The organism is Pseudonocardia sp. N23, from assembly GCF_002583555.1.
In the GTDB taxonomy this organism is placed as follows: Bacteria; Actinomycetota; Actinomycetes; order Mycobacteriales; family Pseudonocardiaceae; genus Pseudonocardia.
The window spans coordinates 414,137-435,472 of record NZ_BEGX01000052.1 but is presented as its reverse complement, the minus strand read 5'-3'; the positions used below and the strand labels follow the sequence as shown (position 1 = coordinate 435,472).

The window sequence follows — 21,336 nt, the reverse complement described above, 5'->3', positions numbered from 1 at the left end:
GGGACGACGATGTCGGAGATCAAGGTCGCCTTCGGTGAGCTGGGCGCCGCCCAGCAGAACGTGGCGAGCACCGCACAGCGCATCACCGCGACGCTCGACGAGCTCAAGAGGTTCCTCGCGCCGCTCGCCGCGACGTGGGACGGGCAGGCCGCGACCGACTACCGGGCGCGGCAGCGGCAGTGGGACACCGCGGCGGCCGACCTGGCCGCGGTCCTGAGCCGGATCGGGGTGGCGCTCGGCGCCGCCAACGACAACTATCAGCAGGTCGAGCAGGCGAACGCCCGCCGCTGGCAATGAGTCGTGACATCTCCGGGGGACCCGTCGCACAGCGGGGAGGGGGGCGTTTTGACCCGCCTCGAAGGCGGCGGGTACCCTCGACCTTCGATGTGCGGCGGGCGAGCCGCCGCCGTTCCGGATCAGGAGCGGTGCGCTCGCCCCCCGGGGTAGCCCTCAGGTCAGCCGCACCCAGCGACGACAGGCATCCCGAGCCGAGAACGACGAGGTACATCCGTGTCCACGTACAGCCCGAAGCCCGGCGAGATCACGCGCGCCTGGCACGTGATCGACGCCAACGACGTCGTCCTCGGTCGGCTCGCCACGCACGCTGCGACGTTGCTGCGGGGCAAGCACAAGCCGACGTACGCGCCGCACATGGACACGGGCGACTTCGTCATCATCATCAACGCGGAGAAGATCGCCGTCTCCGGCAACAAGCGTGCCGACAAGTTCGTGTACCGCCACTCCGGCTTCCCGGGCGGCCTCAAGCAGCGCTCGGTCGGCGAGATGATCGAGAAGCACCCGGACCGGCTGGTCGAGAAGGCCATCAAGGGCATGCTTCCCAAGAACCGCCTGGGCCGTGCGATGGCCAAGAAGCTGAAGGTCTACGCCGGGCCGTCGCACCCGCACAGCGCGCAGAAGCCGCAGGCCTTCGAGATCACCCAGGTCGCGCAGTGACCTCCGCCGACCCGAGCAACGAAGAGGGACAGCACGTGACCAGCCCTGAGTCCGAGGGCGTCGACGAGACCGTCGCCGCCGAGGAGACCGCCGTCGAGGAGACCGCAGCCGACGAGGCTGCCGTCGACGAGACCGCTGCCGACGAGACCGCTGTCGAGGCCGTTGCCGAGGACGTCGCCGTCGAGGAGGCCGTCGCCGACGACTTCGCCGCCGATGACGACTTCGCCGCGGACGACGACTTCACCGCGGAGACCCCGGCCGTCCTGATCGACCGGCCCATCCAGACCGTCGGCCGCCGCAAGGAGGCCGTCGTCCGCGTCCGCCTCGTCAGCGGCTCGGGCCAGTTCACCCTGAACGGCAAGCCGCTCGAGGTCTACTTCCCGAACAAGCTGCACCAGCAGCTCATCCGGGAGCCGCTCGTCACGGTCGACAAGAACGAGCGCTTCGACATCTTCGCCAACCTCCACGGTGGCGGCATCTCCGGCCAGGCCGGTGCGCTGCGACTCGCGATCGCGCGTGCGCTGATCGAGGTCGACATCGAGGACCGCCCGCCGCTCAAGAAGGCCGGCTTCCTCACCCGTGACGCCCGTGCCACCGAGCGCAAGAAGTACGGCCTCAAGAAGGCCCGTAAGGCGCCTCAGTACAGCAAGCGCTGATACGAACCCGGATGCGTCGTCTCTTCGGAACCGACGGCGTCCGGGGCCTGGCCAACGGCGAGCTCCTCACTCCGGAGCTCGCCGTGGCTGTTTCGGCCTCGGCCGCCCGTGTCCTCGCCGCCCACGACCGGTCGCACCGGCCGGTCGCCGTCGTGGGCCGGGATCCCCGGGCCAGCGGTGAGATGCTCGAGGCCGCGGTCGTCGCGGGACTCACGTCCGCGGGCGCCGACGCCGTGCTCGTCGGTGTTCTGCCCACGCCGGCGGTCGCGTACCTGGTCGCGGAGCAGGGCGCCGATCTCGGCGTCATGATCTCCGCGTCGCACAACCCGATGCCCGACAACGGCATCAAGCTGTTCGCCGCGGGCGGGCAGAAGCTGCCCGACGAGGTCGAGCTGGAGATCGAGGCGGGGCTCACCCAGCCGGCGATCCGACCGACCGGTGCCGCGGTCGGCCGCGTCCGCAGCCTGCCGGACGCGATCGCCCGCTACGGCGCGCACCTCGTCGCCGCCACCCCGGTCTCGCTGGCCGGGCTGCGCGTCGTCGTCGACTGTGCCCACGGCGCCGCGTCCGAGGCGGCACCGGAGGCGTACGCCAAGGCGGGCGCCGACGTCATCGCGCTCAACGCCGCCCCCGACGGCCTCAACATCAACGACGGTGTGGGCTCGACCCACCTCGGCCCGCTGCGGGAGGCCGTCGTCGCGCACGGCGCCGACCTGGGCATCGCCCACGACGGCGACGCCGACCGCTGCCTGGCCGTCGACGCGCGCGGCGCCGACGTCGACGGGGACCACATCATGGCCGTCCTCGCCGTCGCGATGCGCGACGCGGGCGAGCTGGTCGACGACACCCTCGTCGCGACCGTCATGAGCAACCTCGGGCTGCACCTGGCCATGCGCGAGCAGGGCATCACGCTGCGCACCACTGGCGTCGGAGACCGCTACGTCCTGGAGGACCTGCGCAAGGGCGGCTACAGCCTGGGCGGCGAGCAGTCGGGTCACGTCGTGCTGCCCCGGCACGCCACCACCGGTGACGGGCTGCTCACCGCGATGCGGTTGATGGCGCGCATGGTCCGGACGGGGTCGTCGCTGGCCGACCTGGCCGGCGTCATGACGTCGCTGCCGCAGGTGCTGATCAACGTCCCGGTCGGCGACAAGGCCACCGTCGCCGCGTCCGAGGCCGTGCGCGTGGCCGTCTCGGAGGCCGAGGCGGCACTCGGTGACACCGGGCGGGTGCTGCTGCGCCCCTCGGGTACCGAGCAGCTCGTGCGCGTGATGGTCGAGGCGCCGACGTCGGAGACCGCGCAGCGGACCGCGACGAGCCTGGCCGAGGTCGTCGCAGCCGCGTCCTGAGGCCGCGTCCCGGGGCCGGTCCCCGGGACGCGCGTTTCCGGGCGCATCCGGTTTCCGCCGTTCCGGCCCGCGACGGTCCTCGGCGGGCGACGATCCGCGGCATGGCTGAGGTCCACCTCGATCCCGACCGGCTGCGGGCGCTCGCGCGCCGCGCCGAGGTGCTCGCCGACACCCTGGTCGGGCGTCGGCCGGACGTGCCGGGACGAACGAGCGGGCGCGCGGAGCTCGAGCGGATCGTCGGCGGCGTCCGCCGGGTCGCCGGGCGTCTCGGCGCGCTCGCGGCCGAGCTGCGGGCCGCCGCGCACGCTGCGGAGGAGGTCGACCGGGCGCAGCGCGACGTCGTGCTCCAGTTCGCCTCGGGAGGCGGGGGCAGGTCGCCGATCACCGACGCCCTCGCAGGTCGAGGGGTGCGGGACGGCGTGTCGTGACGGCGCCGGAGTCGGCGGATCCCGGTGCGACCACCGAGCAGCTCGACGAGGCCGCCAGGCTCCTCGGGAGCTACGCCGGCGAGCTGCGGGAGGCGCTCACGTCGGTGCGGGCGCTCGTCGCCGACGTCGCCGCCGACTGGCAGGACCCGGGTGGAGCCGGCTGGGTCGACCGCGCGGACCTGGTGCGTCGTGACCTCGACCGGCACGCCGACGACGCCGCCGATCTCGCGACGCGCACCGCCCGGGCCGCAGAGGACAGCGCGGCCCGTGCCGTGCAGGAGAGCGCCCTGCAGCAGAGTGCGGCCCTCGTCGGACAGCACGCCCTCCGCGAGGGTGTCGAACCTGCCCGGACGGTCCCCGATCCCGCGGCCGGAGCCCTGCCGGTCGGGCCCCTGCTGGCCGGACCACTGCTGGGCGGGACCGAGGGACGTCGCGTGCTGCCCGGGACCGGGATGCGGATCGCGACGTTGCCCGATCCGCCCGCCCGCTGACCGGGCCGGTCGGGTCAGGGGGTGTGGACCAGCAGCTCGGTGCCGGGGACCTTCCCGTCGACCAGGACGTCCACGCGGTCCTCGTCGCACAGGTGATGGAGCAGGAACGCGGTCATGAGCGCGGTGGCCAGGCGCCGCGACCTGCCGTCCTTGTTGGTGGCCAGCAGCAGGTCACTCCAGTGCATGCCCTCGAGGAAGGCGGTGTGCCCGGCCTTGGGCAGCGTCCGCATCGTCACGGGACCGCCGGCGGCCTGCATGATGGGCTCGGCGTGCCCGCCGGGTGGGGCGACGGTGTCCTGACCGGCGACGACGTGCAGCGTCGGCACCGAGATGGCGCGCGCCGCCTCGACGGCCGACGGCTTGGTCTGCGAGGGAGCGAGCGTGACGACGGCCGCAGCCCTGGGGTGGGTGGCCGCGGCGAGCAGCGCGGCCCCACCGCCGATGCCGTGCCCGGCGAACGCCATCCGGCGGCTGTCGACGCTGATGTGCCCGTCACCGAGACGGACCCCGGCGCAGGTGTCGAGCGCGGTGCGCAGGTCGGCGGAGAAGCGGGCGTGGCTGGCGAGCGCGCCGCGGTGCGACGACGGCGCCGCCACGACGAATCCCCACGACGCGAGGTGGCGCAGCAGCTCGGTGTAGCGGGTGGCGGGCTGCAGCCAGTCGTGCCCGAACGCGATCGCGGGCAGGCCCAGCCCCTCGGCGGGGGCGAACACGACGCCCGGGACGCCGACGAGGCCGAGGTCGCCCCGCAGCACCGTGTTGGGTCCCGGCCGCGACAGCTGCGCGACGGCATCCTTCGCGCCGCGCGTCGGCTCGGGCCGGGTGAACGTGCTGGTCCGGGTCACCGCAGCACGGTACCGCCGACGATCACCGCCCGCCCACTCCGGGCGGGCCCCGTCCGGGTCACCCCCGAGCCACCGCAGCGACCGGGTTCGACCTCGGACCGTTGTCACCGGCGTCGGGAGGCACCTCACATCGAGCTCGCCGGGGGCCTGCCCTGCTCAGCCCGGCCGGCCCCGAGCGGAAGGCGAGTACTGTCCCGACCCGATCCGCCCCGTTCGTCGAACTCGGCGGCGGGTCGGCGCGGGCGGGGGTCGTCGCCGAACCGTGATGGTCACCCCCGGTCAGGGTGGTGCCAGTACCCCTGACCTCGGCGCTGATCATCTCTACCGTTCTCGCCGGGACGGGCCGAGGGGTCCGCGATGACGAGGAGATCACGATGACGTCCAGGCTGGTCCGCATTCTCGCCGCGACGGGCACGGCGGCGGCCGTGGTCCTCGGCCTGAGTGCGTGCGGGGTGACGGTCGCGAAGAACGACCTCGCGCAGTCGGTCACGGCCAAGCTCTCGGAGCAGCAGGTCGATGCGAAGAGCATGACCTGCCCCGAGGACCTCAAGGGCGAGAAGGGCGCGTCCGTCACCTGTCAGTACACGACGGCCGACGGGCAGCCCGTCGACGTCGTCGTCACGGTGGACACGGTGGACGGATCGACCGTCAACTACACCGCGAAGCCCAAGGCACGCGCGCTGGTGCCCGCGGTCCTCGCGAAGTCGGTGACGTCCGACCTGGCGAAGCAGAACGTCCAGACCTCCGACCTGACCTGCCCGTCGGAGCTGGCGCCGCAGAACGGGCAGTCGATCGAGTGCTCGTTCACCACGGGCGGCCAGCCGGTCGGTGCGAAGGTCACCGTGACCTCGGTGCAGGACGCGAACGTCAGCTACGACGTCGAGCTGGTCGCCCGCCCGGTGTCGAAGGACCTGCTGCAGAAGACGCTGACCGAGCAGATCGGCCAGCAGGCCGGCGTGACGATCCAGTCCACGACCTGCACCGACGACCTGCAGCCGCAGGTGGGGTCGCGGACGACGTGCACGGTCGTCGCGCCCGGTGAGCAGGTCGCGTTCGACGTGACGGTCACCGCGGTGGACCAGGGCCTGGTCAAGTTCAGCTGGATTCCGCAGACCTGACGCCCACGACGCACTAGTTTCCGGTGGTGTGAGAGGCGTCTTCACCGCGCAGCAGGTCCGCGACACCGAGCGGGTCCTGATCGACCGGCTTCCCGAGGGCACCTTGATGCGCCGGGCGGCGTTCGGGCTGGCCGTACATCTGAGGCGCAACCTGGACGACCGGGTGGGGCGTGTGTCCGGTGCGCGGGTGGTGCTGCTCGTGGGCGCCGGGGACAACGGTGGCGACGCACTGTGGGCAGGCGCGGAGCTGCGCCGCCGGGGCGTGGCGGTCACCGCGGTGCTCCTCGTGCCCGACCGGGCGCATCCTGCCGGGCTGGCGGCGTTGCGGGCGGCGGGTGGCAGGGTCGTGACCGTGGACGGCGCGATCGCGTCGATCGTCCGGGCGGACCTCGTCGTCGACGGGATCGTCGGTATCTCTGGGCGGGGCGCGCTGCGTGATCCCGCGCCCGCGCTGGTCGACGCGGCCGCCGAGGCCGGGGTCCCGGTCGTGGCCGTCGACCTGCCCAGCGGCGTCGACACCGACACGGGTGCCGTCGTGGGTCCGGCCGTGACGGCCGTCGAGACGGTGACGTTCGGGGCCCTCAAGCCGGTGCACGTGCTGGCCGCGGCGCGCTGCGGGTCGGTGAGCCTCGTCGACATCGGGCTCGGACCGCTGTTGCCCGAGCCGCACGCGCGCGTCCTCGACGACGCCGACGTCGCCGCCGGCTGGCCGTTGCCCGGTCCGGCCGACGACAAGTACACCCAGGGCGTCACCGGGATCGCGGCCGGATCGTCGACGTATCCGGGTGCCGCGGTGCTGGCCACCGGCGCCGCGGTGCTGGCGACGAGCGGGATGGTCCGCTACGCGGGATCGGCCGCCGACGAGGTCCGGGCGCGGTGGCCCGAGGTGGTCGCGACCGCCGTGCTCGGCGACGCGGGCCGGGTCCAGGCGTGGACGGTCGGCCCGGGCCTGGGCACCGACGACGCCGGCCACGACGCGCTCGCCGCCGTGATCGCCCAGGACGTGCCGCTGTGCGTCGACGCCGATGCCATCACGTTGCTCGGGTTGCACGCCGACCTGCGCGAGGCGGTCCGTGGACGCCCGCTGATCGTGACCCCGCACGACCGGGAGTTCGCCCGGGTCGCGGGCGAGGTGGGCGACGACCGGATCGCCGCCGCCCGCCGCGCCGCCGCCGAGCTCGGGGTGACGGTGCTGCTCAAGGGGAACGCGACTGTCGTGGCCGACCCGGCGGGCACGGTCTTCGTGCATCCGTCGGCGGAGTCGTGGGCGGCGACGGCCGGGTCCGGCGACGTGCTGTCCGGCGTCGTCGGTGCCCTGCTCGCCGCGGGCCGCGACCCCGTGTGGGCGGGAGCGGCAGCGACGCACGTCCACGGGTTGGCGGCGTCCCTTGCCGCGCAGGGTGTCCCGGCCCCGGCCTCGGCGATCCAGACGCACGTCCCGGCGGCGCTGCGGACCCTCGTCGCGGCGAACGAGACGACCTGACGACGGACCGGCGGACGAGGGACCGGCGGACGACGTGACGCGCGGCAGGTACGCCGGGACGCCGGGACGCCGGGGCGCGGGATGCCGGATGAGGGGTCAGGGCTCCGGGGTCAGGGGGCAGGTCGGGGTGCTCGGGCAGGTCAGGCGGCCGCGTGGGCCGCTGCGAGGGCCTTGCCCGCTTCGCGGGCCGAGGCGAGCGCGCCCTGGTGCATGTCGGCGGCCAGGTCGGTGAAGTCGTCGAGTGCGGGGTTGACGCCGACGAGGGTGAACTCCCGCTCGACGACGGTGAGGTCGGCACCCCAGACGTCGGCGAGGATGCGCCGGAGGTAGCCGGTGGAGTGGTCCCAGCCCTCGCGGGGTGTCCCCCCTCCGTACGCCCCACCCCGGACGGTGCAGAGCACGACGGGCTTGCCGGCGAGCAGTGGGGCCGATCCGGCGCCGGCGCGCGGGTCGGAGATCACCAGGTCCATCCAGGTCTTGACGTGCTGGGACACCCCGAAGTTGTAGAGCGGGACGGCGAGCAGGACCGCGTCGGCGGCGACGAGCTCGTCGACGAGGGTGGCGGCGAGCGTGACGGCGGCCCGCTGCTCGGCGGTGCGGTCCTCGGCGGGGGTCATGGCGCCGCCGACGGCGGCGGCCCACGCGTCGGCGGGCAGGACGTCGACGCCGATGTGGCGGCGCTCGACGGTGTCGCCGGGGTGGCCGGTGAGCCATTCGGCTTCCACGATGTCGGCGATCTCGCGGCTGGCGGACCCGTCGGTGCGGATGCTGGCGTCGAGACGGAACAGGGTCATGCGGAACTCCCACGGTATCGACTTCAATGTTGAACTTAGAGTGCGTGACTTCACGCTTGAAGTCAACTCGCGTGGCAGGCCGACCTCGTACGATCCGTCACATGGCCGCCCGCCCCACCCACACGGCTGCCGACGACGCACCGCGCTGGCTCTCCGACGACGAGCAGCAGGCGTGGATCGCCGTCGCCCAGCTCGTCCTGCAGCTGCCCGCAGCGCTCGACGCCCAGCTCCAGCACGACTCGGCCGTCAACCTGTTCGAGTACCTGACGCTCAGCCGGCTCTCCATGGCGCCGGAGCGGGCGCTGCGGATGAGCGTGCTCGCCGAGCTGACCGGCGGCTCGCTGTCGCGGCTGTCCAACGTCGTCAAGCGGCTGGAGCAGCGGGGGTTCGTCCGGCGCGAACCGGACCCCGGCGACGGCCGCTACACCGTCGCGATCCTGACCGCTGCCGGCTGGGAGAAGGTGGTCGACGCGGCCCCTGGGCACGTGGCCGCCGTCCGGCACCTGGTGCTCGACCCGCTGGGCCCCACCCAGATCGCGGCGCTCGGTGAGATCGGCGAGCAGCTGCGCACCCACGTCCACGGCCGGTGCGCCGGCGCGGCGCACCCGGCCCCCGACGCCGGGAACTGCTGACCGGCGGCCCCGTGGTGACGGTGGCCACGCCGCCACACGTCGGAGCCGGGGGCGGCGCCGAACGCCCGGACGGGGCGGGGGTGCGGGTGCGATGATGCGGACGTGGCGCAGCCGATACCGACCGACCCCGGACCGCGTGCCGAGGTGGTCGTCGATCTCGCGGCGGTGCGGCACAACGTCGGGCTCTTGTCGCGGTCGGCGGCGGAGTCGGGGGCGGCGACGATGGTCGTCGTCAAGGCCGACGGCTACGGCCACGGCGCGGCCGACGTCGCGGGAGCGGCCCTGGAGGCCGGCGCGACGTGGCTCGGGGTGTGCACCCTCGACGAGGCGCTCGCGCTGCGCGCGGCGGGGATCGACGCCCCGGTGCTGTCGTGGCTGCACCTGCCCGGTGAGGACTTCGCCCCGGCGGTGGCGGCGGGCGTCGACCTGTCGGTGTCGTCGCTCGCGCACCTGGACCGGGTCCTCGACGGCGCCCGCCGCGCGGGCCTGCCCGCGCGGCTGCACCTGAAGGTCGACACCGGCCTGAGCCGCAACGGCAGCACCGAGGACGACTGGCCGGACCTGGTCGACGCGGCGGCCGAGGCGGCGGCGTCGGGGCAGTGCGAGGTCGTCGCGGTGTGGTCGCACCTGGCGTTCGCCGACGTCGCCCACCACCCGGTGACCGACGCCCAGGCGGCGCGCCTGGACGCCGCGTGGCGCCTCGCGTGCGGGCGCGGGCTGCGACCGATCCGCCATCTCGCCAACTCCGCGGCCACGATGGCGCGGCCGGACCTGCACTACGACCTGGTCCGCCCCGGCATCGCGGTGTACGGACTCGACCCGTTCGACCGGCCGGTCGCCGAGAGCCCCCTGCGGCCGGCGATGACATTGCGCGCCAGGGTCGTCATGGTGAAGCGGGTGCGTGCCGGCGAGGGCGTGTCGTACGGGCACGAGTTCACGACGACGCAGGACACGACGCTCGCGCTGGTCCCGCTCGGCTACGGCGACGGGGTCCCGCGGCGCATGAACTTCGGCGGCCGGATGCGGGTGTGGCTCGCGGGACGGTCGCTGCCGGTGGTCGGCCGGGTGTGCATGGACCAGGTCGTCGTCGACTGCGGCCCGGACGACGAACCCGAGGTGCGGGAGGGTGACGTGGCGGTGCTGTTCGGTCCGGGGGACGGTGGCGGACCGACCGCCCAGGAATGGGCGGACGAGCTGGGGACCATCCACTACGAGGTCGTCACCGGCGTGCAGGCGCGCCGCGTCACCCGCACCGTCGTGACCGGCACCGCGGGGGACCCGGCGTGAAACCCGGTGTGTGGCAGGCACTCGGCATCGCCGGCGGGGTCGCCGGCGCGGCGGGGGCCGCGGTCGGGGTCGGGGTCGCGGCGCGGCGCCGCAACCGGGTCGCGTCCGCCCGGCGCCGCCTCTCCGCCCAGCTGACCGCGACGCCGCCCGCCGAGGCGACACCGCGCAGCGAGAAGTCCTCGGTCACCGCTGACGACGGGGTCCGGCTGTCGTGCGAGGAGATCGAGCCGCCCGCCGACGTCCGCCCGGTGCTGACCGTCGTGCTGGTGCACGGCTTCGCCCTCGACCGCCGGACCTGGTCGCTGCAGCTGCCGGTGCTGACCGCGCTGCGGCACCCGGCCGTGCGGATCGTCATGTACGACCAGCGCAGCCACGGCCGCTCGGAGCGCGCGGCGCGGGAGACCTGCACGATCGACCAGCTCGGCCACGACCTCGACGCGGTGATCCGCGCGCTCGCCCCCGACGGCCCGCTGGTGCTCGTCGGGCACTCGATGGGCGGCATGACCGTCATGGCGCTGGCCGACCAGCGGCCGGACCTGTTCGCGGAACGGGTCGCGGGTGTGGCGCTGGTGTCGACGTCGGCGGGTGAGATGGGCGCCCAGGGACTGTCCGCGACGCTGCTGTCGCGCACCAACCCGCTGCTGCGCGGCGTCGGGCTGCTGGCCCGGGTGCAGCCGAAGCTGGTCGAGGGCGTGCGGCGCGCGGCGGGCGACCTCATCTGGTCGATCACCCGCAGCTACGCCTACGGTGACCGGTCGGTCGACCCGGCGCTGGTCGACCTCGTCGACACCATGATCGGAGCGAACGCGGTGGACGCCCTCACCGACTTCGTCGACACCCTCGGCACGCACGACCGGATCGCCGCCCTGCCCGCGCTGGCGGGGTGCGAGGTGCTGGTCGCGGCCGGGGACGCCGACAAGATGATCCCGTACTCCCACAGCGAGCGGATCGCGGGCGAGCTGCCGGACGCGCGGCTGCTGCGGCTGTCCGGCGTCGGGCACATGCCGATGATGGAGCGGGCGGCAGAGTTCGACGCCGCACTGGTGGAGCTGATCGACGCGGCGGCGAAGCGGGTCGCGGCGGGACGGTCGGTGCGTCGGATGCGGAAGCGGGCATGACCGCACTCTTCGAGGCCGAGCACGAGCTGCCCGCACCGGCCGACACCGAGGCCCTCGGCGAGGCGCTGGCCGCCCAGCTGCGCGCGGGCGACCTGGTGCTGCTGTCCGGGCCGCTCGGCGCCGGCAAGACGGCCATGACCCGTGGCATCGCCCGGGGCCTCGGGGTGAGCGGCGCGGTCACCTCACCGACGTTCGTCATCGCCCGCGAGCACCGGCCCGCCCCGGGCGGCGCCGGGGTGCCGCTGGTGCACGTCGACGCCTACCGGCTCGGCTCGTCGGGCATCGACGTCGCCGACGAGCTCGACGACCTCGACCTCGACACCGACCTCACGACGGCCGTCGTCGTCGTCGAGTGGGGCGAGGGCGTGGCGGAGCGGCTGTCGTCGTCGCACGTGCTGGTGCGCCTGGAGCGGCGCCCCGACGACGTGCGCGTCGCCACCGTGCAGCGGGTGTCGCCCGCGTGATCAGAGCGGTCATCTTCGACTGGGGCGGCACCCTCACCCCGTGGCGCACGATGGACTTCCGCATGGGCTGGCGCGCCTACGCCGAGCTGCGCCACGCCGGCGACGCGACGCGGGCCGCGGAGCTGGCCGACGCCCTCGCGGCCGCCGACACTGCCCGCTGGACCGGCATCCGTGACGGCGCCAAGGCGTTCACCATCGCCGACGTCCTGGCCGACGCCGCCGCCGACCACCGCGACGACGAGCACGCCCAGGCGTTGGCCGCCTACCGCGACCACTGGGTGCAGGCCACCCACACCGACCCCGAGGCCCCGCCGATGCTGCGCGCGCTCAAGGCCGACAGCCTGCGGCTGGGCATCCTGTCGTCGACGATGTGGCCCGGCGACTGGCACGACGACTGGCTGCGCCGCGACGGCGTCCTCGACCTGTTCGACGGCCGCACCTGGTCGAGCGACCTGCCGTTCACCAAGCCGCACCCGTCGGCGTTCCGGGCGGCGATGGCGTCGGTGGGTGTCGACGACCCGGCCGCATGCGTGTTCGTCGGCGACCGTCCCTACGACGACATCAGCGGGGCCAAGGCGCTCGGGATGCGAGCGGTCCTGGTGCCGCACAGCGAGATCCCGCCCGACCAGCAGGTGCCTGTCGACGTCTCGCCCGACGCCGTCATCCAGCGGCTCGCCGAGCTGCCGGACGTCGTGCGCGGCTGGTGAACGACGGCTCGTAGGCTGGCCGGGTGCTGGTTCTGGCCCTGGACACCGCGACGTCGACCGTGACCGCGGGCGTGGTGGAGCTGCCGCCCGCCGGAGCTCCGGTCGTACGCGCGGAGCGGGTGTCCGCCGACGCCCGCAAGCACGGCGAGCTCCTCATGCCCAACGTGCTCGCCGCCTGCGCGGAGGCCGGTGTCGCGCTGCGCGACGTCGACGCGATCGTCACCGGTGCCGGGCCCGGCCCGTTCACCGGGCTGCGGGTCGGGATGGTCACCGCCGCCGCACTGGGCGACGCACTCGGCAAGCCCGTGCACGGCGTCTGCTCGCACGACGCGATCGCCCGCGAGGCGTGTGCACAACGGTTGTCCGGCAACCTGCTCGTCGTCACCGACGCGCGGCGCCGCGAGGTCTACTGGGCGGGCTACGACGCCGAGGGCGCCCGCATCACGGGTCCGCACGTCGAGGCGCCCGCGGTACTCGTCGAGCGGCTGGCAGGCTTCCCGTCGGTCGCCGCGGCGGGGGAGAAAGCCGAGGTCACGGGCCTGCCCGTCGTCGGGCCGGCGACACCCGGGGTGACGGGGCTGGTCGCGGTGGCCGCCGACGCGCTGCGCTCCGGCGCCGAGCCGGGTCCGGTGCGCCCGCTGTACCTGCGCCGACCCGACGCAGTGGAGCCGGGGGCCCGGAAACGGGTGAGTGCGTGACCTCCGCGGACGAGGAACGCGTCGTCGTCGGGCCGCTGCTGCGTTCCGACGCCGCCCGCTGCGCCGAGCTGGAGGAACTGCTCTTCCCCGGAGACGACCCGTGGAGCGCGAGCGCGTTCCGTGACGAGATCGGCGCCGGGCACGTCTACGTCGGTGTCCGCAGCGGTGACCTGCTCGTCGGCTACGCGGGGCTCGCGTTCACGGCGGGTCCGCCGCAGCCGGAGGCCGAGGTGCACACCATCGGCGTGGACCCCGCCCACCAGGGCCGCGGCCTGGGCCGCGTCCTGCTGCACCGGCTGCTCGACGCCGCCGACCAGGTGGGGGCCACGATCTTCCTCGAGGTGCGCACGGACAACGAGCCGGCCCGCGGGCTGTACGAGTCCGAGGGTTTCGAGATCGTCGGCGTGCGCAAGCGGTACTACCGGCCGTCGGGGGCCGACGCCTACACGATGCGGAGGGACGCACGGACGTGACGAGCGGGCTGGTGCTGGGGATCGAGACGTCGTGCGACGAGACCGGCGTCGGGATCGTGCGCGTCGACGGTGACGGCACGACCACGTTGCTGGCCAACGAGATCTCCTCGAGCGTCGAGGAGCACGCGCGCTTCGGCGGCGTCGTGCCGGAGGTGGCGTCACGGGCGCACCTGCAGGCGATGGTGCCCGCGGTGCACCGCGCGATGTCGACGGCGGGCGTGACCGCGACGGATGTCGACGCCGTCGCCGTCACCGCCGGGCCCGGCCTGTCGGGGGCGCTGCTCGTCGGGGTGGCCGCCGCCAAGGCCTACGCCGCGGCCTGGGACGTCCCGCTGTTCGGGGTGAACCACCTGGCCGCGCACGTCGCCGTCGACACCCTGCAGAACGGGCCGCTGCCGCCCGCGCTCGCGCTGCTCGTCTCGGGCGGGCACTCCAGCCTGCTGTCGGTGCCCGACCTGGCCGGGCCGGTCACCCCGCTCGGCGCGACGATCGACGACGCCGCGGGCGAGGCCTTCGACAAGGTCGCGCGGCTGCTGGGCCTGCCGTTCCCGGGCGGCCCGCACATCGACCGTGTCGCCCGCGAGGGTGACCCGCGCGCGGTCGCCTTCCCCCGCGGCCTCACCGGCCCCCGCGACGCGCCCTTCGACTTCTCGTTCTCCGGCCTGAAGACGGCCGTCGCCCGCCACGTCGAGGCGCTGGAGCGGGCGGGCACGCCGGTCCCCGTCGCCGACGTCGCCGCGAGCTTCCAGGAGGCCGTCGTCGACGTGCTGACGGCCAAGGCGGTGAAGGCCGCCCGCGAGTACGGCATGGAGATCCTGTGCCTGGGCGGCGGGGTCGCGGCCAACTCACGGCTGCGGGCGCTGGCCCAGGAGCGTTGCGACGCAGCGGGTCTGGTGCTGCGGGTGCCGCGGCCGGCGCTGTGCACCGACAACGGCGCGATGGTCGCCGCGCTCGGCGCGCACCTGCTCGCGGGCGACGCCACACCGTCGTCGATGGACCTGCCGGCCGACTCGTCGCTGCCGGTCACCGAGGTCCTGGTGAGCTGACCCCGGCACCGCCGTGCCCGAGGCGGCGGTGCCGGCCGACCCTCGTGAGCGGCAACAGTCGCCGGAGCGACCATCGCCACGCACAGGGGTCAGTCGCTCACGTGGGAGAGCAGCCGGAGCTCGTCGTCGGTCAGGTCCAGGTCCAGCACCGGCAGCAGGGCGGCCAGCTGCTCGGGCGTGCGGGCGCTCGCGATCGGAGCCGCCACGGTCGGCTGCGCGGCCAGCCAGGCCAGTGCCACCGCGGCCACCGGCACCTCGTGGCCCGCGGCGATCTCGTCGAGCGCGGCCAGTACGGCCCTGCCGCGGTCGTCGAGGTACTCAAGGGCACCCTCGGCGCGGACGCTGTCGACCGACGGGCCCCCGTCGCGGTACTTGCCCGTCAGGAAGCCCTTGGCGAGCGCGTAGTACGGCAGGCACGCGATGTCCTCCGCCTGCAGCAGCGGCGCCTGGGACGCCTCGAAGTCGTTGCGCTCCATCAGGTTGTAGTGCGGCTGGACGGCCTCGTAGCGGGGCAGCCCGTCGCGGTCGGAGATCTCCAGCGCCGAGCGCAGCCGCTCCGCGGTGAAGTTCGACGCGCCCAGCGTCCGCACCTTGCCGGCCTTCACCAGCGTCGCGAACGCATCGAGGGTCTCCTCCTGGGCGACCGACTCGTCGTCCTTGTGTGCGTACATCAGGTCGATGCGGTCGGTGCGCAGCCGGCGCAGGCAGTCGTCGGTGGCCTCGGCGATGTTCGCCGCGGACAGGCCGGGCCTGCTCGGCAGGTTGCCGACCTTCGTCGCGATCACGACGCTGTCGCGGTTGCCGCGGGCGGCCATCCAGTTGCCGATGATGGTCTCGGACTCGCCGCCGCTGTTGCCGGGCTTGCGCCAGAAGTAGGAGTCGGCGGTGTCGATGAAGTTGCCACCCGCCGCGACATAGGCGTCGAGGACCGCGAAGGAGTCGTCCTCGTCGATGGTCCACCCGAACACGTTGCCGCCGAGGCACAGCCGGGAGACGTCCAGGTCGCTGGAGCCGATCGTCGTCATGACGACAACCGTACGGCCCGATCGCCGCACCGATCACCGGGCGAGGCTGTTGCCCTCCGGTCCCTCGGTGTGCGACAGGCGTTTCGCGAAGCAGTCGTCGCGCAGCAGTCCCTGCTGGTCGCACCAGGCGTTGGCGTCCTGCGCGGTGGCGAACGGCTGCGCGACGAGCGTCACCCAGAAGCCGCCGCGGCGGAAGCTCGTGAAGTCGTCGGAGCGCACCAGCAGCGCCTGCGGGAACCGCGAGCGGGACACGGTGAAGTCGGCCAGGATCGACGACTCGTCGAACGTCCGGCCGTTGACGACCAGGCCCGGCGCCTTCGACCCGATCTGCGGCACCCACCGCCCGACGAGGCCCTCCGCGCGGCTGCGGTCGTTCCCGACCTGCTGCTGCAGCGCCGCCGACGGATCACCCGCCGACAGCGACCCCGGCGGGGTCGTCGTCCCCGCCCCGACTCCGGTACCCGGTCCGCCCACGGTGGCCGCCGCCGCGGACGCGGTGCCGACGACCCGGCGGTTCAGCAGGTCGTCGCGCAGCAGGAAGACCGTCAACGCCGACGCCAGGACCAGCAACGACGCGACGAGCGCGGCGACGGCGGTCGCGGTCGGGGGTGGCCGGGACCCGGATGCCGGCCCCGTCCGGCCCGGTCCGGCACTTCCCTGCGACACGGTTCACTCCCGACGTTGAGCGGTTGGCAGTCTCATGGGTAGAGTGCCAGAGCACAGTGCGATCGGGACGCCCCGGCACCCGCGACGGCGGGGCTCCCGGACGACTGTCAGTTGCCATAGGTCAATTGAGTTCGTACCCCATGGAAGGGGAGGTCATCCAGTGGCGAACATCAAGCCGCTCGAGGACAAGATCGTCGTCCAGGCCAGCGAGGCGGAGACCACTACCGCCTCGGGCATCGTCATCCCGGACACCGCCAAGGAGAAGCCCCAGGAGGGCAAGGTCCTGGCTGTGGGCCCGGGTCGTATCGACGACAACGGTAACCGCGTGCCGCTCGACGTGGCCGTGGGCGACGTCGTCATCTACTCGAAGTACGGCGGCACCGAGGTGAAGTACAACGGCGAGGAGTACCTCATCCTCTCCGCGCGTGACGTCCTCGCGGTCGTCAACTGACACCACCCGGCTGAACTCCGGCCGTCATCACCGCCCCGGCCGACCGTCGACCGACGGGTAACCGGGGCGGTGGTGTGTGGCGGGACGCCGCACGACAAGAACATCGAGAGAGGCGAACATGCCGAAGCAGATCAGCTTCGACGAAGACACGCGCCGTGCGCTCGAGCGTGGGGTGAACCAGCTCGCAGACGCGGTCAAGGTCACCCTGGGCCCGCGCGGTCGGCACGTGGTGATCGACAAGAAGTTCGGCGGCCCGACGGTCACCAACGACGGCGTGACGATCGCCCGCGAGGTCGACCTCGAGGACCCGTACGAGAACCTCGGCGCCCAGCTCGCCAAGACGGTCGCCACCAAGACGAACGATGTCGCGGGTGACGGCACCACCACCGCCACCGTGCTGGCGCAGGCGCTGGTCCGCGAGGGCCTGCGCAACGTCGCCGCCGGTGCGAACCCGCTGGCGCTGGGCAAGGGCATCGCCGCGGCCGCCGACGCGGTCTCGGACTTCCTCAAGGACAAGGCCACCCCGGTCAACGGGGCCGAGCACATCGCCCAGATCGGCACCATCGCCTCCCGCGAGGAGACGATCGGCGCGCTGATCGCCGAGGCGTTCGGCACCGTCGGTTCCGATGGCGTGGTCACCATCGAGGAGGGCTCCACGCTCGCCACCGAGCTGGAGATCACCGAGGGCCTGCAGTTCGACAAGGGCTACCTCTCGCCGTACTTCGTCACCGACCCCGAGTCGATGGAAGCCGTGCTCGAGGACGCCTACGTCCTGCTGCACCGCGACAAGATCAGCGCCATCGCCGACCTGCTCCCGCTGCTGGAGAAGGTCCTGGCCGACGGCAAGCCCCTGCTGATCGTGGCCGAGGACGTCGAGGGCGAGGCGCTGTCCACGCTCGTCGTCAACTCGATCCGCAAGACCGTCCGCGTCGCCGCGGTGAAGTCGCCGTTCTTCGGCGACCGCCGCAAGGCGTTCATGGACGACCTCGCGGTCGCCACCGGCGGCACGGTCATCAACGCCGAGGTCGGCCTCAAGCTGTCCGAGGCCGGCGTCGACCTGCTGGGCAAGGTCCGGCGCGTCGTCGTCACCAAGGACGTGACCACGTTCGTCGAGGGTGGCGGCAGCAAGGACGCCGTCGACTCCCGCGTCGCGCTCATCAAGAACGAGATCGAGAACGCCGAGTCGGACTGGGACCGGGAGAAGCTCCAGGAGCGTCTCGCGAAGCTCTCCGGCGGCGTCGCGGTCATCAAGGTCGGCGCGGCCACCGAGACCGAGCTCAAGGAGCGCAAGCACCGCATCGAGGATGCGGTGTCGGCGACCCGGGCCGCGGTCGAGGAGGGCATCGTCCCCGGCGGCGGTTCCGCCCTGGTGCAGGCCGCGAAGGCGCTCGAGGACGGCCTCGGCCTCTCGGGTGACGAGGCGACCGGCGTCCAGATCGTCCGTCGTTCGCTGTCGGCCCCGCTGTTCTGGATCGCCTCCAACGGCGGTGTCGAGGGCGCGGTCGTCGTCTCCAAGGTCGCCGAGCAGGAGTGGGGCCACGGTTTCAACGCCGCCACCCTCACCTACTCCGACCTGCTGGCCGACGGCGTCATCGACCCGGTGAAGGTGACCCGTTCCGCGGTCGTCAACGCCGCGTCGATCGCGCGCATGGTGCTCAGCACCGAGAGCGCCGTCGTCGACAAGCCGGAGCCGCCGGCGGCCGCCCCCGCGGGTGGCCATGGCGGTCACGGGCACGGTCACTGACCGTCCCCGGGATGTCATAGCAGTTCGATGAACCGCCGAGGGCGGGTGCGGACCTCGTGTCCGCACCCGCCCTCGCGTCGTTCCTGCTCCGCTACGACGGCGCGCGCTACTGGACCGCGCCCTGGCGCGGCTGACGCAGCCGCCGGTCGCGGGCGTGCAGCACCTCGAGACGGTCGGACTCCGACAGCCCGCCCCACACGCCGTACGGCTCGTGCGTGGCGAGGGCGTGCCGGCGGCACTCCTCGACGACCGGGCATGCCCGGCACACGGCCTTGGCCCGCGCTTCGCGGTTGACCTTGGCCGGACCGCGTTCGCCCTCGGGATGGAAGAAGAACGCGCTGTCCATGCCGCGGCAGGAGCCGCGCATCTGCCAGTCCCAGGTCTCCGATACGGGGACCGGAAGTCGTCGGGTGTCCGCCACGACCCTCACCAGCCTGTCTGCTCGAACGTTGTCGTCGACGCCGTAGTACCCGTAGTCAATCGCGTCAAATCTACTTCAACAAGAGTACTCGTGACGCGTTTCGGCTTGACCGCCGGACGGTCGGCGGCCGACGATGACCGGCGCGGACCGGTAGCGGACCCCGCCTCGCCCCGGCCGGCCGGCCGCGACGGGATCCCGATGAGGGAGCGCAGGCGGCGGTGACCGAGGACGATGTGGACCAGGCAGGTCTCGACGTGGCGCTTCCCGTGGCCGCGGTCGCCCGCCGCCTCGGGGTCGCTCCCGCCACGCTGCGCACCTGGGCCCGGCGCTACGGACTCGAACCCACCGGTCACCTCCCCGGCCATCACCGCCGCTACAACGCCGCCGACCTCGCACGTCTCGAGGTCATGCACCGCGCGCTCACCCACGGGGCCGGGCCCGCAGAGGCGGCCCGGCTGGCACTCGCGCCGGCGGATCCGCGGGAGAGCTCACCGGCGGCCCCGCGTCGGACCGACGCCCTGGGCCATCCCTCCCCGGGCCACCCCGCTCCGGTCCTCCGAGCCCATGCGCCCGCCGACCTCGACCCCGGCGGCCGTCCCCGCCGCGGTGGGCGGCTGCTGCGCCTGCCGGCTGCCGGGCCACGCGCGCGCGGCCTCGCCCGGGCCGTCCTCGCGTTGGACGTGCACGCCGTACGCGCCGTGCTGACCGAGTCGATCGCCGCCGACGGTCTCGTCGCGACCTGGGACGACGTCGTGTGCCCGGTCCTGGTCGCCGTCGCCGAACGCTGGGAGTCCAACGGTCGAGGCGTCGAGATCGAACACCTGGTCAGCGACGCCGTCGCAACCGTCTACAACGCGAACGCCGCCGGCTCGGCCGTCGACCCCGACCTGCGGCCCGTGCTGCTCGCCGCGATGCCCGGCGAGCACCACGTCCTGCCGCTGACTGTCCTCTCGGCCGTCCTCTCGGCCCGCGGGCTGCCCTGCCGCCCCCTTGGCGCCGATCTGCCGGCGGAGGCCCTCACCGCCGCCGTCCGGCGGGTCGCACCGGCCGCGCTCGTGCTGTGGTCGCAGATGGCCGGGTCCGCCGATGCGGACGTCGTCGCCGGGCTGCCCCGCACCCGTCCGCGGCACCGGGTGTTCGTCGGTGGTGGGGGCTGGGACGGAGTCACGCTGCCGGCGACGACCACACGGCTGGCCTCCCTCGTCGAGGCCGCCGACATGCTCACCGGGGTCGTGAGGGCCTGACGGTGGACGGCAGCCCGGTGGGCGGCAGCCCGGTGGACGACGTGCGGGACGTCGCCTTCGGTGCCGACCCGGGGCGGGCCGTCGTCGTGGCCCCCGGCGCGCCCGCCGCGAACCGGTGGGCCGCTGCCGTCGCCCTCGGCGGCCAGGGGCACTACGCCCGCGCCGCGACGCTGCTGCTGGGCCTGCTGCACGACCCCGCCGCACCGCGCGTCGTCGCCGCGCACGCCGCGGTCACGCTGGCGTCGCACCGGCGGCAGCTCGGGGGGCACGCCGCGGCGCGCCGGCTCGACGCGCTGGGCCTGCGCCTCGCGTCCGACCCCGGGATCGCGTCCCGGCCGGCCGGTCCGGACGGTCCGAGCGCCGTCGCGGCCCGTGCCGACGCGCTCGTCGGTCTCGCCGCCGACGCACTCGGCATCGGTGACCTGTGCGGTTCCCGGCGGCTGCTCGACGTCGCCCGCGCCGTGTGCGAGGCCGCCGACGCCGCCACCGCGCCGGACGAGGGTCGGTGCACGGTCCGCGCCGGATGGGTCACCGCGGAGCTCGAGCTCGTGTCCGGGAACGCCGTTGCGGCGACACGCGCGGCCGCAGGGGCGGCGCGGCGCGCGGCGGGGAGCCGTTCGTCGCGGCACCGGGTGAAGTCGGCGATGGTCGCCGGCGTGTCGCGCGCGGTGGCCGACCCCGCGACGGCTCCCGAGGCCCTCCTCGAACTGGACGCCCTCGCGGGCGCCGCACTGGCCCTCGGACTCCTCCCGCTGCACTGGCCCGCCGCACTCGCTGCGGCCGATCTGGCAGACCGCCCGGGCGTCGCCGAGGCCGCCGCGGAGAGGTCCGCGGAGGGGGTCCGGAAGGCTCGACGCTGGGCCGATGCGCTGGGACTCGCATCGGGCGCCGAGGTTGCCTGCCATCCCCCGGACGGCCCTGTGCGACGGCCGGTCGGCCGTCAGGAGCCCCGTCGGGGGGCCACCCGATCGGCCCTGCCGTCCGCCTCGCGTCATCGACCTTCCGACGTCGCCGAGTGCTCCGGAAGCGCAAACGACCGACAGGTGAATCGATCCTCCGATGCGCCGAATGACACGGTGAGCGACGCGCCACGCCGACGACACGCCGCCGCGCTGACGCTCGGCGTCCTCTACTCCCGATCGGACCCGATCGGCAGGCGCCTGATGGGGGAGTCGGCGTGGGTGGCGCAGTGGCTCGGGGTAATGTAATTACTCCGTTCGGACGTTCGTCACCCACATGACG

Annotated in this window: 25 protein-coding genes; 20 read left to right on the top strand and 5 right to left on the bottom strand. The window is 73.9% G+C overall.

What is annotated here, in order from left to right:
• The first annotated feature begins 9 nt into the window (after positions 1–9).
• The 6 genes from TOK_RS15590 (at position 10) to TOK_RS15565 (ending at position 3,878) form a co-directional block, all read left to right on the top strand.
• Complete coding sequence (locus tag TOK_RS15590) at positions 10–297, top strand: WXG100 family type VII secretion target (RefSeq protein WP_098958550.1); 288 nt, start codon at positions 10–12, stop codon at positions 295–297.
• Between the two features lie 213 nt (positions 298–510).
• Positions 511–954, top strand: coding sequence for a 50S ribosomal protein L13 (rplM, locus tag TOK_RS15585; RefSeq protein WP_098958549.1), 444 nt, complete (start codon positions 511–513; stop codon positions 952–954).
• A 35-nt stretch (positions 955–989) separates the two neighbouring features.
• On the top strand, positions 990–1,610 hold the full coding sequence (rpsI, locus tag TOK_RS34110; protein ID WP_098958730.1) for a 30S ribosomal protein S9: 621 nt from the start codon (positions 990–992) through the stop codon (positions 1,608–1,610).
• Between the two features lie 11 nt (positions 1,611–1,621).
• Positions 1,622–2,959 (top strand): phosphoglucosamine mutase, encoded by a 1,338-nt coding sequence (glmM, locus tag TOK_RS15575; RefSeq protein ID WP_098958548.1) that lies wholly within the window; start codon positions 1,622–1,624, stop codon positions 2,957–2,959.
• A gap of 101 nt (positions 2,960–3,060) precedes the next feature.
• The gene (locus TOK_RS15570) at positions 3,061–3,387 is read left to right on the top strand and encodes a hypothetical protein (RefSeq protein WP_098958547.1); all 327 of its coding nucleotides are present in this window, start codon (positions 3,061–3,063) and stop codon (positions 3,385–3,387) included.
• Positions 3,384–3,878, top strand: a complete 495-nt coding sequence (locus TOK_RS15565) for a WXG100 family type VII secretion target (protein WP_098958546.1) — start codon at positions 3,384–3,386, stop codon at positions 3,876–3,878. The genes TOK_RS15570 and TOK_RS15565 overlap by 4 nt, the downstream gene beginning before the upstream one ends.
• 14 nt (positions 3,879–3,892) lie before the next feature.
• On the opposite strand, the gene TOK_RS15560 is transcribed toward TOK_RS15565, so the two are convergent.
• Entirely contained in the window at positions 3,893–4,723 is an 831-nt protein-coding gene (locus tag TOK_RS15560) for a dienelactone hydrolase family protein (RefSeq protein ID WP_098958545.1), read from the bottom strand.
• Positions 4,724–5,097: 374 nt separating this feature from the next.
• Here TOK_RS15560 and TOK_RS15555 point away from each other — a divergent pair, with 374 nt between their 5' ends.
• Both TOK_RS15555 and TOK_RS15550 read left to right on the top strand, forming a co-directional pair.
• Positions 5,098–5,841: a DUF4333 domain-containing protein gene (locus TOK_RS15555; RefSeq protein WP_098958544.1), complete on the top strand. Its 744-nt coding sequence runs from the start codon at positions 5,098–5,100 to the stop codon at positions 5,839–5,841.
• 28 nt (positions 5,842–5,869) lie between these two features.
• Positions 5,870–7,324 (top strand): NAD(P)H-hydrate epimerase, encoded by a 1,455-nt coding sequence (locus tag TOK_RS15550; protein ID WP_098958543.1) that lies wholly within the window; start codon positions 5,870–5,872, stop codon positions 7,322–7,324.
• Positions 7,325–7,464: 140 nt separating this feature from the next.
• Here TOK_RS15550 and TOK_RS15545 read toward each other — a convergent pair whose 3' ends face one another.
• Positions 7,465–8,118 carry an FMN-dependent NADH-azoreductase gene (locus TOK_RS15545; protein WP_098958542.1) on the bottom strand — a complete coding sequence of 218 codons (654 nt, stop codon included), beginning with the start codon at positions 8,116–8,118 and terminating at the stop codon, positions 7,465–7,467.
• Between the two features lie 101 nt (positions 8,119–8,219).
• Here TOK_RS15545 and TOK_RS15540 point away from each other — a divergent pair, with 101 nt between their 5' ends.
• The 8 genes from TOK_RS15540 to tsaD all read left to right on the top strand — a co-directional run bounded on the left by TOK_RS15540 (position 8,220) and on the right by tsaD (position 14,543).
• A complete protein-coding gene (locus TOK_RS15540; RefSeq protein WP_098958541.1) occupies positions 8,220–8,750 on the top strand; it encodes a MarR family winged helix-turn-helix transcriptional regulator in 531 nt (176 codons plus the stop codon).
• Between the two features lie 102 nt (positions 8,751–8,852).
• A complete protein-coding gene (alr, locus tag TOK_RS15535; RefSeq protein ID WP_253258402.1) occupies positions 8,853–10,037 on the top strand; it encodes an alanine racemase in 1,185 nt (394 codons plus the stop codon).
• Positions 10,034–11,155 carry an alpha/beta fold hydrolase gene (locus TOK_RS15530; protein ID WP_253258401.1) on the top strand — a complete coding sequence of 374 codons (1,122 nt, stop codon included), beginning with the start codon at positions 10,034–10,036 and terminating at the stop codon, positions 11,153–11,155. The genes alr and TOK_RS15530 overlap by 4 nt, the downstream gene beginning before the upstream one ends.
• On the top strand, positions 11,152–11,619 hold the full coding sequence (gene tsaE, locus TOK_RS15525; protein WP_098958539.1) for a tRNA (adenosine(37)-N6)-threonylcarbamoyltransferase complex ATPase subunit type 1 TsaE: 468 nt from the start codon (positions 11,152–11,154) through the stop codon (positions 11,617–11,619). The genes TOK_RS15530 and tsaE overlap by 4 nt, the downstream gene beginning before the upstream one ends.
• Positions 11,616–12,326, top strand: coding sequence for an HAD family hydrolase (locus TOK_RS15520; RefSeq protein ID WP_098958538.1), 711 nt, complete (start codon positions 11,616–11,618; stop codon positions 12,324–12,326). The genes tsaE and TOK_RS15520 overlap by 4 nt, the downstream gene beginning before the upstream one ends.
• Before the next feature lie 23 nt (positions 12,327–12,349).
• Positions 12,350–13,024, top strand: coding sequence for a tRNA (adenosine(37)-N6)-threonylcarbamoyltransferase complex dimerization subunit type 1 TsaB (gene tsaB / locus TOK_RS15515; protein ID WP_098958537.1), 675 nt, complete (start codon positions 12,350–12,352; stop codon positions 13,022–13,024).
• Positions 13,021–13,497 carry a ribosomal protein S18-alanine N-acetyltransferase gene (gene rimI / locus TOK_RS15510; RefSeq protein WP_098958536.1) on the top strand — a complete coding sequence of 159 codons (477 nt, stop codon included), beginning with the start codon at positions 13,021–13,023 and terminating at the stop codon, positions 13,495–13,497. Before tsaB ends, rimI begins: the two co-directional genes overlap by 4 nt.
• Complete coding sequence (gene tsaD, locus TOK_RS15505) at positions 13,494–14,543, top strand: tRNA (adenosine(37)-N6)-threonylcarbamoyltransferase complex transferase subunit TsaD (protein WP_098958535.1); 1,050 nt, start codon at positions 13,494–13,496, stop codon at positions 14,541–14,543. Before rimI ends, tsaD begins: the two co-directional genes overlap by 4 nt.
• A gap of 89 nt (positions 14,544–14,632) precedes the next feature.
• Here tsaD and TOK_RS15500 read toward each other — a convergent pair whose 3' ends face one another.
• Together TOK_RS15500 and TOK_RS15495 are read right to left on the bottom strand one after the other, a co-directional pair.
• Positions 14,633–15,568 carry an aldo/keto reductase gene (locus tag TOK_RS15500; RefSeq protein ID WP_098958534.1) on the bottom strand — a complete coding sequence of 312 codons (936 nt, stop codon included), beginning with the start codon at positions 15,566–15,568 and terminating at the stop codon, positions 14,633–14,635.
• Positions 15,569–15,601: 33 nt separating this feature from the next.
• A complete protein-coding gene (locus tag TOK_RS15495) occupies positions 15,602–16,234 on the bottom strand; it encodes a zinc ribbon domain-containing protein (RefSeq protein ID WP_098958533.1) in 633 nt (210 codons plus the stop codon).
• 160 nt (positions 16,235–16,394) lie between these two features.
• Between TOK_RS15495 and groES the strand changes: the two genes are divergently transcribed.
• The gene (gene groES / locus TOK_RS15490) at positions 16,395–16,685 is read left to right on the top strand and encodes a co-chaperone GroES (protein WP_013677399.1); all 291 of its coding nucleotides are present in this window, start codon (positions 16,395–16,397) and stop codon (positions 16,683–16,685) included.
• A gap of 118 nt (positions 16,686–16,803) precedes the next feature.
• Positions 16,804–18,429, top strand: a complete 1,626-nt coding sequence (gene groL, locus TOK_RS15485) for a chaperonin GroEL (RefSeq protein WP_098958532.1) — start codon at positions 16,804–16,806, stop codon at positions 18,427–18,429.
• A 106-nt stretch (positions 18,430–18,535) separates the two neighbouring features.
• On the opposite strand, the gene TOK_RS15480 is transcribed toward groL, so the two are convergent.
• Positions 18,536–18,850 (bottom strand): WhiB family transcriptional regulator, encoded by a 315-nt coding sequence (locus tag TOK_RS15480; RefSeq protein WP_098958531.1) that lies wholly within the window; start codon positions 18,848–18,850, stop codon positions 18,536–18,538.
• Between the two features lie 218 nt (positions 18,851–19,068).
• Between TOK_RS15480 and TOK_RS15475 the strand changes: the two genes are divergently transcribed.
• Both TOK_RS15475 and TOK_RS15470 read left to right on the top strand, forming a co-directional pair.
• Positions 19,069–20,094 (top strand): MerR family transcriptional regulator, encoded by a 1,026-nt coding sequence (locus tag TOK_RS15475; RefSeq protein WP_098958530.1) that lies wholly within the window; start codon positions 19,069–19,071, stop codon positions 20,092–20,094.
• Positions 20,095–20,096: 2 nt separating this feature from the next.
• Positions 20,097–21,302 carry a hypothetical protein gene (locus TOK_RS15470; protein ID WP_098958529.1) on the top strand — a complete coding sequence of 402 codons (1,206 nt, stop codon included), beginning with the start codon at positions 20,097–20,099 and terminating at the stop codon, positions 21,300–21,302.
• Positions 21,303–21,336: the final 34 nt, after the last annotated feature.

Coding starts and splice junctions, on each gene's coding strand:
- tsaE (WP_098958539.1), top strand. CDS start 11,152: ATGACCGCACTCTTCGAGGCCGAGCACGAGCTGCCCGCACCGGCCGAC.
- TOK_RS15545 (WP_098958542.1), bottom strand. CDS start 8,118: ATGACCCTGTTCCGTCTCGACGCCAGCATCCGCACCGACGGGTCCGCC.
- TOK_RS15570 (WP_098958547.1), top strand. CDS start 3,061: ATGGCTGAGGTCCACCTCGATCCCGACCGGCTGCGGGCGCTCGCGCGC.
- TOK_RS15500 (WP_098958534.1), bottom strand. CDS start 15,568: ATGACGACGATCGGCTCCAGCGACCTGGACGTCTCCCGGCTGTGCCTC.
- TOK_RS15590 (WP_098958550.1), top strand. CDS start 10: ATGTCGGAGATCAAGGTCGCCTTCGGTGAGCTGGGCGCCGCCCAGCAG.
- groL (WP_098958532.1), top strand. CDS start 16,804: ATGCCGAAGCAGATCAGCTTCGACGAAGACACGCGCCGTGCGCTCGAG.
- glmM (WP_098958548.1), top strand. CDS start 1,622: ATGCGTCGTCTCTTCGGAACCGACGGCGTCCGGGGCCTGGCCAACGGC.
- TOK_RS15540 (WP_098958541.1), top strand. CDS start 8,220: ATGGCCGCCCGCCCCACCCACACGGCTGCCGACGACGCACCGCGCTGG.
- TOK_RS15555 (WP_098958544.1), top strand. CDS start 5,098: ATGACGTCCAGGCTGGTCCGCATTCTCGCCGCGACGGGCACGGCGGCG.